This window comes from Microvirga arsenatis, assembly GCF_009910705.1.
Taxonomy (GTDB): domain Bacteria; phylum Pseudomonadota; class Alphaproteobacteria; order Rhizobiales; family Beijerinckiaceae; genus Microvirga; species Microvirga arsenatis.
On the sequence record NZ_JAAAXJ010000008.1, the window covers coordinates 144054 to 159986 of the forward strand.

The following is a 15933-nucleotide window of genomic DNA, read 5'->3' on the forward strand; positions in this document are numbered from 1 at the left end:
AGGGGAGTTAACGGACGGTTGAAAACTAGCCTTATAGGTAGGGGTCTATGCGGCTTTCCGTCCCGCCAGCGCCTTTTCCCAGCGCAGGGCTTGGTCGACGATCTCCTCCAGGCTGTCATGCTGGGGCTGCCAGCCGAGCCGGCGGATCCGGTCGACCTTGGCGACCAGCTGAGCCGGATCGCCGGGACGGCGAGGGCTCAGGCGCACCTCGAAATCCACGCCCGAGACCCGCTTCACCACGTCGACCACCTCCAGCACGGAAGCGCCGTGGCCGTAGCCGCAGTTCATGATGGCGCACTCGCCTCCGTCGCGCAGATGCCTGAGGGCGACGAGGTGGGCGCGGGCCAGGTCGTTGACCTGGATGTAGTCGCGCACGCAGGTGCCGTCCGGCGTGTTGTAGTCGGTGCCGAACACGTCGAGATGCGGCCGCTGCCCCAGCGCAGCCTGGGCCGCCACCTTGATCAGGTGCGTCGCCTGCGGGGTCGACTGGCCGGAGCGGCCCTTCGGGTCGGCGCCAGCCACGTTGAAGTAGCGCAGGATGGCATAGCGCAGCCCATGGGCGGTATGGGCATCCTGCAGCATCCATTCGGACATGAGCTTGCTGCGGCCGTAAGGGTTGATCGGCGCCAGCGGCATGTCCTCCCCGAGCAGGGGCGCCTCCGCATTGCCGTAGACCGCGGCCGTGGAGGAAAACACGAAGTTCCTGATGCCCTTCTCCACGGCCGTTTCGATGAGGGCCCGGGTCTTCACCGTGTTGTTGAAGTAATAGCCCAGGGGGTCGGTGACGGATTCCGGCACCACGATCTTGGCGGCAAAGTGCAGGATGCTGTCGATGCCGTGCTCCTCGATCACGCGGGCGACGAGCGCCTGATCGCCCACGTCGCCGGCCACGAAGGCGGCGTCCTGCGGCACGGCCCAGCGGAAGCCGGTGGACAGATTGTCGAGAACGACCACCTCCTCGCCCGCATCCAGAAGCTCCAGCACCATGTGGCTGCCGATATAGCCCGCGCCGCCCGTCACCAATACCGCCATGTCGACCCTCCGAGGAACTGCCTGCCCGGCAGCTTAACCATAACGCTTCAGCCGCAATTCAGGTCCAGCCGGTCAAGGGAGCAACGCTGCGCCGAAACCTCGGACGGCGTACCGCGTTAGGGGTCTCGAAGCTTGGCAGTTATCGGTTTTCTTTTCCCGGTCGTGTCTTAGATTACCCTTCCCTCTCGAAGCTCACTCATGGCTCATCCAATGAAGCGTATCCGCAAAGCAGTCCTTCCCGTCGCCGGTCTCGGCACCCGGTTCCTGCCGGCCACCAAGGCCGTTCCCAAGGAGATGCTGTGCGTCGTCGACCGCCCCGTGGTGCAGCACGTGGTCGACGAGGCGCGCGCCGCGGGGATCGAGCATTTCATCTTCGTCACCGGGCGCAACAAGGCCGTGATCGAGGATCATTTCGACATCGCCTACGAGCTCAACCGCACTCTCGAGGCGCGCGGCAAGACCAAGGAGCTGGAGCTCCTCGCGAGGGACCAGCCCCAGGCCGGGCAGACGAGCTTCACCCGCCAGCAGGAGCCGCTGGGCCTGGGCCATGCGGTGTGGTGCGCCCGGGAGCTGGTGGGCGACGAGCCCTTTGCCGTGCTCCTGCCCGACATGCTCAGCCGCGGCTCCATGGAACAGATGATCGCGGCCTACGAGAAGCACGGCGGCAACATCATCGCCGTGGAGGAGGTGCCGGAGGATCAGACGCACCAGTACGGCATCGTCTCGGTCGGCGAGGAGTTCGGCCAGACCTTCGAGATCACCGGCATGGTGGAGAAGCCGCCGAAGGGCACCGCGCCCTCGAACTACATCATCTCCGGCCGCTATATCCTGCAGCCCGAGATCTTCGATGTGCTCTCCACCCAGGAGCGCGGCGCCGGCAACGAGATCCAGCTCACGGATTCCATGATCCGCCTGATGAAGGAGCAGAAGTTCTTCGGCATGAAGTACCAGGGCAAGACCTACGATACGGGCTCGAAGATCGGCTTCCTGATGGCCAACGTGGCCTATGGGCTGGAGCGCGAGGATCTTTCGGCCGAGTTCCGCCGGGAGCTTGAGGCCCTGCTGCGGCAGAAGTGAGCGGCGTGATCGATCGGCCATAGGGTTCCGCATGGCCGCCCGCATGTGCTAGAGGGCGGCCATGGCACTTGCAAAACCCCTCTCCCCCTCGCCCGACCAAGCCGTCGCCTCCGCCCTGCGCACGCTCGCAGCCGAGCGGGACGGCCTGACGATCCTGATGGAGGCCATCGGCAACGGCCTCGGAGGCCCGTTCACGGCCGCGGTCGAGACGATCGCCGCGGCCAAGGGCCGGGTCATCGTCACCGGCATGGGCAAGTCCGGCCATGTGGGCCGCAAGATCACCGCCACCTTCGCCTCGACGGGCACGCCGGCCCATTACGTCCACCCCGCGGAGGCAAGCCACGGCGACCTCGGCATGATCCAGACCGACGACGTGATCATCGCCCTGTCCTGGTCGGGGGAGACGGCGGAGCTTGCCGACATCATCGGCTATTCCCGGCGCTTCCGGGTGCCCCTGGTCGCCATGACCTCCAACGCGGATTCGACCCTGGGACGCGCCGCCGACATCTGCCTGACCCTGCCGAAGGCCAAGGAGGCCTGCCCGAACGGGCTCGCCCCCACCACCTCGACCACGATCCAGCTGGCGCTTGGCGACGCCCTCGCCGTCGCCCTCCTGGAGCGGCGCGGCTTCACTGCGGAGAATTTCCGGGTCTTCCACCCCGGGGGCAAGCTCGGCGCCCGCCTCAAGCTGGTGCGCGACATCATGCATGTGGGCGAGCGCCTGCCCCTCGTCGGCGTCGAGGCCCGCATGGGCGAGGCCATCGAGGAGATCGGCCGCAAGGGTTTCGGTGCCGTCATCGTGGTGAACGGGGACGGCACGCTCGCCGGCATCGTCACCGACGGCGACCTGCGCCGCAACCTGCGCCCCGATCTCGCAACGCTTCCTGTCGCTGCCGTCATGACCAGGACGCCGCGCACCATCGCCCCGGACGCCCTCGTCGCGACGGCTCTCGAGATGGAGGAAGCCTCCCGGATCACGGCCCTGATCGTGGTCGAGGGCGGCAAGCCCGTCGGCCTCGTGCACTACCTCGACCTGCTGCGGGCCGGCGCGGCCTGATCAGGGATCGTCGACCACCAGGGTCGATCCCTCGACCCGCACGACCCGCACCCTGGCGCCGGCGAAGCGGTCGGCGCCGGTCACGCGCCAGGAACTGTCGTCCACGCGGATGCGCCCCTCCCCGTCCTTGATCGGCGTCTCCAGGGTGAAGACCCGGCCGACGAGGGCCTCTCCCCGCCGGTTGAGCTGCTCGGCCGGGGCTTCGGGCTGCCCCTTGGGGCGCATGAGGGTCCGTCCCAGGACCACCGCCGCCACGCAGAGGGCCGCGAAAATCAGCGCGGAGGCCTGCCAGGACAGGTCGAGAACCGCATCCAGAAGGCCCGTCGCGATGGCCGCCAGCCCCAGCCAGAGGAAGAAGGCTCCCGGCGCCAGGAGCTCAACCCCGATCAGGAGCACCCCGAGGATGATCCAGGCCCAGGCTCCGAGACCGATGAACGCGTCCTGGATCATGAGCGCTCGCCTCCTCCGGTGACCGTGGGAACGCTGCGGGCAGGCTTGTTGAGGCCCGCGCCGCCCTCGCCGAACACCGACTTGGTGAGCTCCGCGATGCCGCCGAGGGTTCCCGCAAGGCCTGCCGCCTCGATGGGCACGATCACGACCTTCTGGTTGGGAGCCGATGCGAGGGCGCGGATCGCGTCGATGTACTTCTCCGCCACGATGAAGTTGGCCGCCGCCAGATCGCCCTTGGTGATGGCCTCGCTGACCATGCCGGTCGCCTTGGCTTCGGCCTCCGCTTGCCGCTCGCGGGCTTCCGCATCGCGGAACGCAGCTTCCCTGCGGCCCTCGGCCGCCAGGATCTGCGACTGCTTCTGGCCCTCCGCGCGCAGGATCTCCGCCTGGCGCAGGCCCTCCGCCTCGAGCACCGCGGCGCGCTTCTCGCGCTCGGCCTTCATCTGGCGCGCCATGGCGCCGGCAAGATCCTGCGGCGGGAGAATGTCCTTGATCTCGACGCGGGTGACCTTGGCGCCCCAGGGGGAGGCGGCCGCATCCATGACCCGCAGCAGCCGCTCGTTGATCTCGTCCCGGTGGGAGAGCAGCTGGTCGAGATCCATGGAGCCGACGACGGTCCGGATATTGGTCATGGTCAGAACCAGCAGCGCCTGGTTCATGTCCGAGACCTCGTAGGAGGCGCGGGCGGGGTCGAGGATCTGGTAGAAGGCGGCAGCATCGATGGTGACGCCTGCATTGTCACGGGTGAAGGCCTCCTGGCTCGGAATGTCGAGCACCTGCTCCATGACGTTCACCTTTTTGCCGATCCGGTCGATGTAAGGCACGATCAGGCCGAGGCCGGGGGTGAGGGTGCGCGAATAGCGCCCGAAGCGCTCGACCGTATAGGCATAGCCCTGCGGAACCGTCCGGATGCCCATGGCGATCGTCACCACCACGACGAGCACCAAGACAATGACGAAGATGTCGAAACCACTCACCAGCATGAAGCCCCCAGGCAACGGAGTTGCAGAGAGCTCACGCTATCCCAAACAGGCTTGGAGTCCTAGAGCGTTGCCCCATGACGCGGCTGAATACACTCTCTGTCCTCATCCTGAGGAGCAGCCGTGAGGCTGCATCTCGAAGGAGGATCCAGTGCTCTCTGGACACTCCTTCGAGACGCCCACTGCGCGGGCTCCTCAGGATGAGGACTGTGCTGTTCAGATGATCAAAGCCAGCCCTGAAGCTCGCGCTCCACGACGTGGTTGATGACGCGCATCCCCTCGTCGCTGTCGTTGAGGCAGGGCAGGTAGGCGAATTCCTCGCCGCCGTTGTGCATGAAGATCTCGCGGTTCTCGCCGTCGAGCTCCTCCAGGGTCTCCAGGCAATCGGCCGAGAAACCCGGGGCCACGATGGCCATACGCTTCACGCCGCTTTTCGCCAGCGCCTCCACCGTCTTGTCGGTATAGGGCTGGAGCCATTCCGCCGTGCCGAACCGGGACTGGAAGCTCATGCGGAACTTGTCCGGCGACCAGCCGAAGGCCTCGCGCATCAGGCGCCAGGTCTTCACGCAATGGCAATGATAGGGGTCGCCCTTCAAAAGGTATTCCTTCGGCACCCCGTGGAAGGAGACGAGGATCACCTCCGGCTCGAAGGTGAGCTTCGCCAGATCCCGCTTCATCGCGGAGACCACCGCGTCGATATAGACCGGGTCGTCGTGATAGGGCGGCGAGACGCGCACGGTGGGCTGCCAGCGCATCTCCATGAGCGCGCGGAAGGCCTGGTCGCAGGCGGTGGCCGATGTGGCGGCCGAATATTGCGGGTAGAGCGGCACCAGGAGGATGCGGTCGCAGCCCTGGTCGAGCAGCGCCTGGATGCGCTCCCGCACCTCCGGCTTGCCGTAGCGCATCGCCCAATCGACCGTGATCCTGTCGCCGGCGATGCCCTTCAGGTGCTCGGCCACCTTCTCCGCCTGGCTGCGGGTGATGGTCTTGAGCGGGCCCTCATCGCGTTCGTTGTTCCAGATCGAGGCGTAGTCGCGGCCTTTCGGGCCGGGGCGCTTGGTGAGGACAATGAGGTTGAGGATCGGCCACCAGATGAGGCGCGGGGTTTCGATGACGCGGCGGTCGGAGAGGAATTCCTTGAGGTAACGCCGCATGGGCCAGTAGGTGGTGCCCTCCGGCGTTCCCAGGTTCATCAGCAGCACACCGATCCGCCCCGCCCTCACGGGCGGGTGGTCCACCGGGCGCACGCCCGGGAGCAGATCGGTCGGTTTGACAATCTCGTTCATGCAAAGCCCTCGGCCGCAGGGTGGTCGCACCCCGCTCTTGATTGGCGCCTAGATAAGGGGTCTCGGCGGTTCCGCCAACTGCGAGGCCCATCACATCGCCGCGCGCGGCCGCAAACGGCCCTTGCAGGAATCCGGCCTCATATGCCTGCCTCCGCAGAAGGCGCCGGCTTGAGCACGGCCTCGATGGCCACGCGCAGGCCCTCGGGCCGGAAATCCATGTCGACCCTGGCGTTCAGCTGCGTGGCGAGCACCCGGTGCAGCAGGCGCGACCCGAAGCCCTGGCGCGTGGGAGCCGAGACCTCGGGGCCGCCGCGCTCCTCCCAGACGAGCTTCAGCCGCGTTCCCTCCCCGGCCGGCTCGGCTTCCCAGGAGATGGCCACCTTGCCCCCGGGAACCGACAGGGCACCGTACTTGGCCGCATTGGTGGTGAGTTCGTGGATCGCCATGCCGATGGGCACCGCCGCCTCCGAGGGCAGCTCCACCGGCGGCCCGTTCAGGGAGATCCTCTCGCCCCTGGCATCGTTGTAGGGTCGCAGCTCCTTCTCCATGATCCCGCGCAGCGGCGCGGTCTGCCACACCGCCTCCGTCAGGAGCGAGTGGGTGTTGGCCAGCGAGATGATGCGGCCGACGAAGGCCTGATAGAAATCGTCGATGCTGAGCGCCGAGCGGGCGGTGGCGCCGACCACCGCCTGCACCGTGGCGAGGGTGTTCTTCACGCGGTGATGAAGCTCGCGGATCAGGAGCGACTGCCGGGTCTGGGCCTGCTTGCGCTCCTCGATCTCGTTCTGGGCATTGCGGTAGAGGCGGCTGTTCTCGAGGGCGATGGCGGCCTGCGCCGTCAGGCCGGCCAGCAGATGCTCGCTCCTGGGGCTGAAGGCTCCCGGCCTTTCATGCCCGAAGACGAGAACGCCGTGGATCTCCCCCGTGCGCAGCAGCACGGGCACCGCGAGGATGCTGCGGATCTGCGGCGCTCCCGGCGCCGGATCCGTGGCGAGGGGCATTCCGTCCGGGCTCTTGCCGACGGTGATGGTGTCGAGGCGGACCGTCTTGCCTTGCGTGAATGCAGGCGCACAGAGATTCCTGATGTCCAGGCCGGAGAGGGCCTGCCCGGAACCGCCCGGGGCGAAGCCGCTCTCATGCGGCGGCCCGTCCTGGGACGCGCCACAGAAGAAGGCGCCGAACTGCGCCCCTGACAGCTCGACGCCTGCATCGACGACGGTTTGCACGATGCGGTCGAGGTCGAGTTCCGCCGCCAGGGCGCTGCCGGTGCGGTTGAGGGTTTCCAGGGCAGCCGTCTCGGTCCGCAATTCGCTCGTCCGCAAGGCCACCTGCCGCTCCAGGAGCGCGGCATTGGCAGCCTGCTCGTGGACCTGCTGCGAGGCCAGGGCGGTGAGCGCGGTGAGCGCGAGCAGCGCAATCAGCGCAAAGGCGCCGTAGAGCCGCGTCTGCACGAACCACGGCGTCCAGTAGGCATCCTGCGGCATGCTGACATTGATGTAGAGCGGCATGGCCCCGACTCTATGGTAGGCACCGATGCGCTCCCCGCCCATGCTAAGGAACGCATAGAGTCCCGATTGGGCCGATGCGTCGAGCGCCCTGTCGAAGGCCGCCTTGTCGATGGGCGCGAAGGAGAGCCCGTCGGGCGGCGGCGGATGCTGTGCGATGACCGAGGCATCGGAGGCGCGCATCAGCACGATCCGGCTTCCCTTCGGCATGCGCAGCTTCGACCAGTAATCGTAGAAATAGGACAGGGAGACCGTCACCGATGCAATGCCGTCGAACCCGCCGCCGGTGCCCTGAAGGCGGCGGCTGAGCATGAAGGTCGGGGCCTTGGTGACGCGCCCAAGGATCGGCTCGCCCACGAACAGGCCCCGGTCGGCCGACACCTGAGCCTCGAAGGCGTCGCGCCCGGTGGCGTTCGAGGACGGGGTCGGGAAGGCTGCCGAAGTCAGGCGCAAGCGCCCGCTCGCGTCGTTGAGCCACACATCCTCGATATAAGGCAGCGCCTCGCGAACGGCGCGGATCTGCTGCCACAAGGGCCTCGAGCCCTCCACCTGGTCCCAGCTCTGACCCTGGATCAGGGCCGTGGCCTGCTTCAGGGTCAGGTCGGTGACCTCCAGCAGCCGCGCCGTATGATCCGCCAGGAAAAAGGCCGCATTCCTGAGGTCGTCCTCGTTGCGCTGGATCAGGCGGTTGCGCTGCTCCCAGGCGATGTAGCCGAAGGTGACGAGAATGAATGCGACGCCGAACAGGCCCATGGCGAGGGTGAGCCGCCCGCGCGCAAGAGAACGGGGACGGCTCTTCTTCGACAGGCTTACGGTTTCAGGGCGCGTGTGGAACTGCAAGGAAAGATCGTTTCGGGATGGAGATTCGCAGGTGCAAATGCAGGATGGCACAGCAAAAGCCGTTGATGGAGAGCAAATCTACGCCCCCTGCTCCCTTTGACCAGAGGCCTGCGACCACTCTCGCCGGGAACCGGGTGCGCCCGAGCACCGCAGCGCTTTCAGGCCCAATGAAAAACGCCGGGACCCGAGGGTCCCGGCGCCGGAGTGAAAAGGGCTTCCCGGATCAGCGCAGGACGATGCGACCCTCGACCTTCGGGGCCACCTTGCCGGCCTTCGCCACATAGTCGATCACCTGGCTCGCCATGAGCTGGCTTGCCGACACGTCGATGAGCGACTTGGCGCCGATGAACGCCCGATATCCGTCGCCGCCACGGGCCACGAAGTCGTTGGTGGCGAGCTTGTAGGTCTTGGCCGGATCGAGCGGCTGGCCGTTGATCTTGACCGACTTCACGCGGCTGCCGACCGGCTCCTTCAGGTCGACCTCCGCCACGATGCCGGAGACCTGCGGGAAGCGGCCGCCGAGCTCGCGCACCTGGCTCACGCCGTTCTCGAGCGCGTCCTTGATCTGGGCGCCGGTGACCTCGAGCAGCACGGTGGTGTTGCCGAAGGGCATTTCCGAGAGGATGTCGCGGCGGGTCAGCTTCTGACCGGCCTGGTACTGCTTGTCGGCCCGGATGCCGCCACCGTTGGTGAGGGCGACGTCGGCGCCGACGGCAGCCTTGAGGGCGTCGGTGATCAGGTTGCCCATGGCGGCCTCGCCTCCGCGCACGGTGGCGCGGCGGCTGTCGAGGGGCGTTTCCGTCACGCCGATCTCGACGTCGAGTTCCTTCGAGAGCTTGTCCTCGTAGCCCTTCACCACGGCCTCGATCTCGGGATCGGGCTTCACATTGGCGGTGTCCACGATGCGGAAGTTCGGCGACCAGGTGACGGTGGTCTTGCCGTCCTTCGTGGTCTTGTTGACCGAGAGCTCGACGATGTTGACGAAGTTGGCCTGCGACTCGGATTCGGATACCACGACCTTGCCGTCGTAGAAGGCGAGCAGGTGCTCGTCGTGGCCGCCGATGATCACGTCCACGCCGGCGGAGCGGGCGATGATCATGTCGACTTCCAGCGGCGTGTGGGCGACGGCGACGACGAGATCGGCGCCCTTCTCGCGCAGTTCCTTGGCCTTCGCGCGGGCGGTATCGATCGTGGGGGAGAACTTGATGCTGCCCGGGCTCGATGCGATGGGCGTGTCCTCGGTGGTGAGGCCGAAGAAGCCGATCTTCACGCCCTGGACCTCAACCATCTTGTCGGGCTTGGTATTGGCCGGCAGGCCGTTGCCGTCGACGATGTTGGTGGCCACGATGTCGAACTTGGCCTCGGCCATGCGGGCGCGGAAGGCGTCCGGACCCAAGTCGAACTCGTGATTGCCCGGGGCCATGACGTCGACATTCATGCGGTTCAGGATGTCGATGATGTGGGCGCCCTTGTCGAAACCCGACAGGAGCGAAGGCGAGATGGTGTCGCCCGCGTGGATGAAGAAGGCATTGCCCTTGGCCTTCTCCTCCTTGATCACGGTGGCAAGCTTGGCAAATCCGCCGCGACCCTTCTCGGGGCCCATGCGGTCGATGTCGTTGGTCTGGACGAAGCGGATCGTCACGGCCTCCTGCGCCAGGGCCGTGCCCGACAACAGCAGGGACAATCCAAGAAATCCGGCACGCAGGGCGGCGGAGGGGCGGCTCTGAAGCATCATACAAAGTCCTCGTAGCAGGTTGGATCCACGGATGGAGGCATGGAACCTAGACCGGCAACGTGTCACAGAAGTAACATTCTGTCGATATTTTCAGAGCCAATTCGGCGGCGTCCCGATGTCTTTTCCATCCGCTGCCATCCTATCCCTTAGCCGGCGCAGCAACAGGCCTGCGCCCCACGAAAGGCCCTCCTGCCCATGACCGGCCCCATTGCCCAAGCCCTTGCCGAGTTCCGCGCCAAGCCCCAGGCCGAAGGGTGGCTCACCCTGCCCTTCTTCCGGGACGGGAGCGCGGACGCCGTGGCGGCCAAGGTCGATGCGGCGATCGCCTCCGGAGCTCAGGTGCTGCCGCCCCCGGAGGCCGTGTTCACGAGCATCAGCCTGACCCCTCTGGAGAAGGTCAAGGTGGTGGTCCTGGGTCAGGACCCCTATCCGACCCCGGGCGATTCCCACGGGCTGGCCTTCTCCTACCGCGGCTCCCGGCGGCTGCCCGCCTCCCTGCGCACCATCCTGCGCGAGATGGCGGAGGATCTGGAGGTCCCGATGCCATCCTCCGGAGACCTGTCGAAATGGGCGCGGCAGGGCGTGCTGCTCATCAACACGGCGCTCACGGTGGAGGCGGGAAGATCCGGGGCGCACATGAAGCTCGGCTGGTCGGCCCTGGTCGACCAGGCGATCGCGGCGATCTCGCAGCAGCAGCCCGCCGTGGTCTTCCTGCTCTGGGGCGGCCCGGCCCGCAAGCGCGCGGCGCTGGTGGACCGGACGAAGCATCTCGTGATCGAGGCAGGCCACCCCTCCCCGCTCAACCGGCTCAACGACTTCCGCGGCACGAAGCCCTTCAGTCGCGCCAATGCCTGGCTCGTCGAGAAGGGGCTTGAGCCCGTGGACTGGCGGCTGGACAGCTGACGCCGCCTTCAAGGCCTCACAAAGCACCTTGCCGAGGAGGCTCCTCAGAGGCTAGGTCTCGCCGCAGACCATAGGGCTCGCGACCGCGCTGCCGCGACAGGCTTGGAGATCAAGATGACGGAATCATTGTTTGGACAGGTCGAAGCCTTTGCGGGCGACCCGATCCTCTCCCTCAACGACAGCTTCAAGGCCGATCCGCGCGCGGAAAAGGTCAATCTCAGCATCGGCGTCTACACGGACGAGCAGGGGCGCCTCCCGGTGCTGGGTTCCGTCCGGGCCGCCCATGAGCGCATCGGATTCGCGGAGCGGCCCTACCTGCCGATGGAAGGCCATGCGGGCTACCGGGAAGGCGTGCAGACGCTCATCTTCGGAGCGGGCCATCCGGCCTTGGCCGAGAAGCGGGTCGCGACGATCCAGACCCTCGGGGGCACGGGCGCAGTCGGCATCGCCGCCGACTTCCTGGCCAAGCACTGCCCCGGCCGCACCGTCCTCGTCAGCGACCCGACCTGGGACAACCATCACGGCCTGTTCCAGCGGGCGGGCTTCAAGACCGCCACCTATCCCTATTGGAACCGCGCCAGCCGCTCCGTCGACTTCGACGGCATGGTGAAGGCGCTGGAAGCCGCCGCGCCCGGCTCCATCGTGGTGCTCCAGCCGGTCTGCCACAACCCGACCGGCGTGGATCTCAACGAGGCGCAGCAGGCCGCCATCACCGACGTGCTGGTCGCCAAGGGCCACATCGTGGTGTTCGACATGGCCTATCAGGGCTTCGGCACCAGCCTGGAGGAGGACGCCGCCTTCGTGCGCCGCTATGCGGAGCGCGCGAGCTGCCTGGTGGCCAATTCCTTCTCCAAGAACTTCTCGCTCTATGGCGAGCGCTGCGGCGGCCTGAGCGTCGTGTGCCGCGACGGGGACGAGGCCGAGCGCGTGCTCGGCCAGCTGAAGCTCGCGGTGCGCCGCAGCTATTCGAGCTCGCCGATGACGGGCGGCCTTCTCGTCGCGACGGTGCTCGGCAACGACGACCTGCGGGCCCAATGGACGCAGGAGGTGGAGACCATGCGCACCCGCATGGATTCCATGCGCCGGCTCCTCGCGGAGCAGATCCGCGCCCTGTCGAACGAGGTCGATGTGGGCTTCCTCACGAACCAGCGCGGCATGTTCAGCTTCACGGGCCTGACCGAGCAGCAGGTCACCGCCATGCGCGAGCGCGACGGGGTTTACCTCGTGGGCTCCGGCCGCATGTGCGTGGCGGGCCTCACCGAAGCGAACGTGCCGAGGGTCGCCAGGAGTTTTGTCGAGGTGAGTCAGGCGCGGGGCTGACGAGCCTTGCCCATCGCGTCATCCCGGATCGGCTGCGCCGTCCGGGATGACGCTTGTTGGGTTTACTCCGCCGCAACGGCCATCGGCTGCGGCTCGGCGCGGAACTTGACGAGGAGATCCGCCTCCTCCGCCTTCGCGCTCTTGAGGTTCCGCTCCTTGACGTGACCGAAGCCGCGGATCTTCTGCGGAATGTTGGCGAGGCCCACAGCGGTGGCGTGGTTGCCGGGGTTGAGCTTCGTCACGATCTCCTCGATCCGCTCCTCGAACTCGCGGATGAGCCCGCGCTCGGTGCGGCGCTCGTGGGTATAGCCGAAGACGTCGAACGGCGTGCCGCGCAGGGCCTTGAACCTGGCCAGGACGCGCATGGCTTTCAGCATGCCGGGGCCGAAGCTCATCTTCTTCGGAAGACCGGTGACCGGATCCTTCCTGGCGAGGATGGGCGGGGCCATGTGGAACTCGTAGCGCAGGTTCTCGCCCTCGAAGGCCGAGGCGACCTGCTTCTCGAAGTGCCCGTTCGTATAGAGGCGCGCCACCTCGTACTCGTCCTTGTAGGCCATGAGCTTGAACAGGGAGCGCGCCACCGCATCGGCGAGCGCCGTTGAACCCGGCACGGCCGCGGCTTCCGCCGCGCGCACGCGCTCCACCTGGGCGCGGTAGCGGCGGGCGTAGCGCCTGCTCTGGTATTCCGTGAGGAACGCCACGCGCCGTTCGATCACCTCATCGAGCGTCTCGGAGAGTTTCCGCGACTCCGTCGGTGCCTTGAGCTCGCTCATCATGGTGGCGATAAGTTCCGGCTCCGCGGCCGCGCGGCGCCCCCAGGTGAAAGCGGCGAGATTCATCTTCACCGCTTCGCCGTTGAGCTCGATGGCCTTCTCGATGGCAGCGCCCGAAAGCGGGATGCGGCCGGTCTGGTAGGCGTAGCCCAGCATGAACATGTTGGCAGCGATGGCATTGCCGAGAAGCGCGGTGGCAATCGCCGTCGCATCGACGAAGGACACGCCTTCCTCTCCTGCCGCCGACCTGATGGCGCGCTTCAGGCGCTCCGTCGGCAGGGAGAAGTCGGCATTGCGGGTGAACTCGCCGGGCATCACTTCCGCGGTGTTCACCACGAGCGCCGTCTGCCCCTGCTTCACGGCGGCGAGCACCTTCTTGGTGCCGGTCACCACGAGGTCGCAGCCGAGGACGAGATGAGCCGACTCCGCGCTCACGCGGATGGCGTGAATATCCTCCTGGCGATTGGCAAGACGCACGTGGCTGTAGACCGCGCCGCCCTTCTGGGCGAGGCCGGCCATGTCGATCATGCCCAACCCCTTGCCCTCGAGATGCGCCGCCATGCCGAGGATCGCCCCGATGGTCACGACGCCGGTGCCGCCCACGCCCGTCACGATGACGTTGAAGGTGCGGTCGATGGCGGGGATCGCCGGGTCAGGCAGCGGTGTGAGCGTCATGCCCTCCGTCGGGACGGTCTCGGGCACCGCCTTCCTCACCTTCGCGCCATGCACCGTCACGAAGGACGGGCAGAAGCCGTTGACGCAGGAGAAGTCCTTGTTGCAGTTCGACTGGTCGATCTGCCGCTTGCGGCCGAACTCGGTCTCCACCGGCTGCACGGCGACGCAGTTCGACTGCACCGAGCAATCGCCGCAGGCCTCGCAGACGAGATCGTTGATGATGACGCGCTTGTCCGGATCCGGGAACTCGCCGCGCTTGCGGCGGCGGCGCTTCTCCGAGGCGCAGGTCTGGTCGTAGATCATCACCGACACGCCGGGCACCTCCGCCAGCTGCCGCTGTACAGCCTCCAGCTCGCTGCGGTGGTGGATCGTCATGCCGGCGGGCCAGCGGATCTCCTTCGGGTACTTGTGCGGCTCGTCGGTGACCAGCGCGATGCGCTCCACACCCTCCTCGCGCACCTGACGGGCGATCATGTCGACGGTGAGCCCGCCCTCGTGCTTCTGACCGCCGGTCATGGCGACCGCGTCGTTGAAGAGGATCTTGTAGGTAACGTTGGTCTTGGTGTGGATCGCCCAGCGCAGGGCGAGGACGCCGGAATGGTTGTAGGTGCCGTCGCCGAGGTTCTGGAACACGTGGCCGCGCTTCGAGAACGGCGCCTCCCCGATCCAGTTGGCGCCCTCGCCTCCCATCTGGGTAAACCCTTCCGTGGAGCGGTCCATCCACTGCACCATGTAGTGGCAGCCGATGCCCGCATAGGCGCGCATACCCTCGGGCACCTTCGTGGAGGTGTTGTGCGGGCACCCGGCGCAGAAATGCGGCACCCGGTTGGCCACGTCGCCCGTTGCCGCCAGCACATCCTGCGCATGGCGCAGCCGCGCCACGCGCCCGCGAAGGTCGTCGTTGTTGTGATAGGCGAGCAGGCGCTCGCCGATGGCGATGGCGATGTCGTTGGGGTCGAGCGCGCCCTTGACGGGGAAGAGCCAGCGGCCCTCCTCGTCCTTCTTGCCGATACAGACCGGCTGGTTGGCCGTGCCGTAGAGTTCCTCGCGCAGCTGCACCTCGATGAGGGAGCGCTTCTCCTCGACCACGATGACCTTGTCGAGCCCGCGCGCGAAATCCACCAGCTCGGCTTGAGAGAGCGGCCAGGGGCAGGCCACCTTGTAGAGACGAAGTCCCATGTCGTTGGCCTTCACCTCGTCGAGGCCGAGCTCGTCCAGCGCCTGGCGCACGTCGAGATAGGACTTGCCGACGGTGATGATGCCGATCTTCGGGTTGCGGCCGCCGGAGAGGACGATGCGGTTGAGGTTGTTGGCGCGCACGAAGGCCAGCATGGCGTCGCGCTTGAAGTCCTGGAGCCGCGCCTCCTGATCGAGCACGCCGTCCCGGTTGCGGATGTTGAGGCCGCCCGGCGGCATGACGAAGTCGTCGGGGATGACGATCTTCACCCGGTCGAGGGAGCCGTCGACGGAGGCGGTGGACTCGATATTGTCCTTCACGCATTTGAAGGCGACCCAGGTGCCGCAGAAGCGGCTCATGGCATAGCCGTAGAGGCCGTAATCGAGAATCTCCTGAACGCCGGCGGGGTTCAGGATCGGGATCATCACATCGACGAAATGGAACTCGGACTGGTGCGCGACGGTCGAGGATTCCGCCGTATGGTCGTCGCCCATCAGCGCCAGCACGCCGCCATGCTTCGACGAGCCGGCCATGTTGGCGTGGCGGAACACGTCGCCGGAGCGGTCGACGCCCGGGCCCTTGCCGTACCAGAGGCCGAAGACGCCGTCATACTTGCCGTCGCCGCGAATCTCGGCCTGCTGCGCGCCCCAGATGGCGGTGGCGGCGAGTTCCTCGTTGAGACCGGGCTGAAAGACGATGTTCGAGGCTTCGAGCCATTTCCGGGCGCGCCAGAGGTTCTGGTCGAGACCGCCGATGGGCGAGCCGCGGTAGCCGGAGACGAAGCCGGCCGTATTCAGGCCCGCCAGACGGTCGCGCTCGCGCTGCATCAGCAGCATGCGGATCACGGCCTGGGTTCCGGTGATGAAGACGTGATCCTTGGAAAGATCGTACTTGTCGTCGAGCGTGACGTGACGCAGCCCTACATGACCTTCGGCCATGACGCGTGTTCCTCCTGAGGCCTGTGCCCCGCTGCCGGTGATCCGGTCTTGTTGCCGCGAAATATGTCAGCATTACTGACATAACCGCCGGACTCCGTCAATCGACGCCTTCGTTTCGCCTCTGTTAACCATAAAACCTCATACCGTCTTCCCTGCCCGGCTCTCGCCGGAAGCCTCGCTTCTCC

General features: G+C 66.8%; 11 protein-coding genes. 4 read left to right on the plus strand and 7 right to left on the minus strand.

Going from position 1 to position 15933, the window contains the following annotated elements; translation table 11 throughout:
• Nucleotides 1–45: 45 nt before the first annotated feature.
• Nucleotides 46–1032: a UDP-glucose 4-epimerase GalE gene (galE, locus tag GR303_RS15905; protein ID WP_161724033.1), complete on the minus strand. Its 987-nt coding sequence runs from the start codon at nucleotides 1030–1032 to the stop codon at nucleotides 46–48.
• A 210-nt stretch (nucleotides 1033–1242) separates the two neighbouring features.
• Between galE and galU the strand changes: the two genes are divergently transcribed.
• Nucleotides 1243–2109 (plus strand): UTP--glucose-1-phosphate uridylyltransferase GalU, encoded by an 867-nt coding sequence (galU, locus tag GR303_RS15910; RefSeq protein ID WP_161724034.1) that lies wholly within the window; start codon nucleotides 1243–1245, stop codon nucleotides 2107–2109.
• Between the two features lie 61 nt (nucleotides 2110–2170).
• Nucleotides 2171–3166 (plus strand): KpsF/GutQ family sugar-phosphate isomerase, encoded by a 996-nt coding sequence (locus tag GR303_RS15915; protein WP_161724035.1) that lies wholly within the window; start codon nucleotides 2171–2173, stop codon nucleotides 3164–3166.
• Here GR303_RS15915 and GR303_RS15920 read toward each other — a convergent pair whose 3' ends face one another.
• The 5 genes from GR303_RS15920 to GR303_RS15940 form a co-directional block, all read right to left on the minus strand.
• Complete coding sequence (locus GR303_RS15920) at nucleotides 3167–3616, minus strand: NfeD family protein (protein WP_161724037.1); 450 nt, start codon at nucleotides 3614–3616, stop codon at nucleotides 3167–3169.
• The gene (locus GR303_RS15925; protein ID WP_161724039.1) at nucleotides 3613–4599 is read right to left on the minus strand and encodes an SPFH domain-containing protein; all 987 of its coding nucleotides are present in this window, start codon (nucleotides 4597–4599) and stop codon (nucleotides 3613–3615) included. The genes GR303_RS15920 and GR303_RS15925 overlap by 4 nt, the downstream gene beginning before the upstream one ends.
• Nucleotides 4600–4820: 221 nt before the next feature.
• Nucleotides 4821–5882, minus strand: a complete 1062-nt coding sequence (gene hemH / locus GR303_RS15930) for a ferrochelatase (RefSeq protein WP_161724041.1) — start codon at nucleotides 5880–5882, stop codon at nucleotides 4821–4823.
• Between the two features lie 137 nt (nucleotides 5883–6019).
• Complete coding sequence (locus GR303_RS24795; RefSeq protein WP_246205660.1) at nucleotides 6020–8227, minus strand: sensor histidine kinase; 2208 nt, start codon at nucleotides 8225–8227, stop codon at nucleotides 6020–6022.
• 223 nt (nucleotides 8228–8450) lie between these two features.
• Nucleotides 8451–9962, minus strand: coding sequence for a bifunctional metallophosphatase/5'-nucleotidase (locus GR303_RS15940; protein WP_246205661.1), 1512 nt, complete (start codon nucleotides 9960–9962; stop codon nucleotides 8451–8453).
• Nucleotides 9963–10157: 195 nt separating this feature from the next.
• On the opposite strand from GR303_RS15940, the gene ung reads away from it, so the two are divergent.
• Nucleotides 10158–10865, plus strand: coding sequence for a uracil-DNA glycosylase (gene ung / locus GR303_RS15945; RefSeq protein WP_161724043.1), 708 nt, complete (start codon nucleotides 10158–10160; stop codon nucleotides 10863–10865).
• A 114-nt stretch (nucleotides 10866–10979) separates the two neighbouring features.
• A complete protein-coding gene (locus GR303_RS15950) occupies nucleotides 10980–12185 on the plus strand; it encodes an amino acid aminotransferase (RefSeq protein WP_246205663.1) in 1206 nt (401 codons plus the stop codon).
• Nucleotides 12186–12247: 62 nt separating this feature from the next.
• Here GR303_RS15950 and GR303_RS15955 read toward each other — a convergent pair whose 3' ends face one another.
• Entirely contained in the window at nucleotides 12248–15748 is a 3501-nt protein-coding gene (locus tag GR303_RS15955) for an indolepyruvate ferredoxin oxidoreductase family protein (protein ID WP_161724045.1), read from the minus strand.
• Nucleotides 15749–15933 lie beyond the last annotated feature (185 nt).

Coding starts and splice junctions, on each gene's coding strand:
- galU (WP_161724034.1), top strand. CDS start 1,243: ATGAAGCGTATCCGCAAAGCAGTCCTTCCCGTCGCCGGTCTCGGCACC.
- GR303_RS15920 (WP_161724037.1), bottom strand. CDS start 3,616: ATGATCCAGGACGCGTTCATCGGTCTCGGAGCCTGGGCCTGGATCATC.
- ung (WP_161724043.1), top strand. CDS start 10,158: ATGACCGGCCCCATTGCCCAAGCCCTTGCCGAGTTCCGCGCCAAGCCC.
- galE (WP_161724033.1), bottom strand. CDS start 1,032: ATGGCGGTATTGGTGACGGGCGGCGCGGGCTATATCGGCAGCCACATG.
- GR303_RS15950 (WP_246205663.1), top strand. CDS start 10,980: ATGACGGAATCATTGTTTGGACAGGTCGAAGCCTTTGCGGGCGACCCG.
- GR303_RS15925 (WP_161724039.1), bottom strand. CDS start 4,599: ATGCTGGTGAGTGGTTTCGACATCTTCGTCATTGTCTTGGTGCTCGTC.
- GR303_RS15955 (WP_161724045.1), bottom strand. CDS start 15,748: ATGGCCGAAGGTCATGTAGGGCTGCGTCACGTCACGCTCGACGACAAG.
- GR303_RS15915 (WP_161724035.1), top strand. CDS start 2,171: ATGGCACTTGCAAAACCCCTCTCCCCCTCGCCCGACCAAGCCGTCGCC.
- hemH (WP_161724041.1), bottom strand. CDS start 5,882: ATGAACGAGATTGTCAAACCGACCGATCTGCTCCCGGGCGTGCGCCCG.
- GR303_RS15940 (WP_246205661.1), bottom strand. CDS start 9,962: ATGATGCTTCAGAGCCGCCCCTCCGCCGCCCTGCGTGCCGGATTTCTT.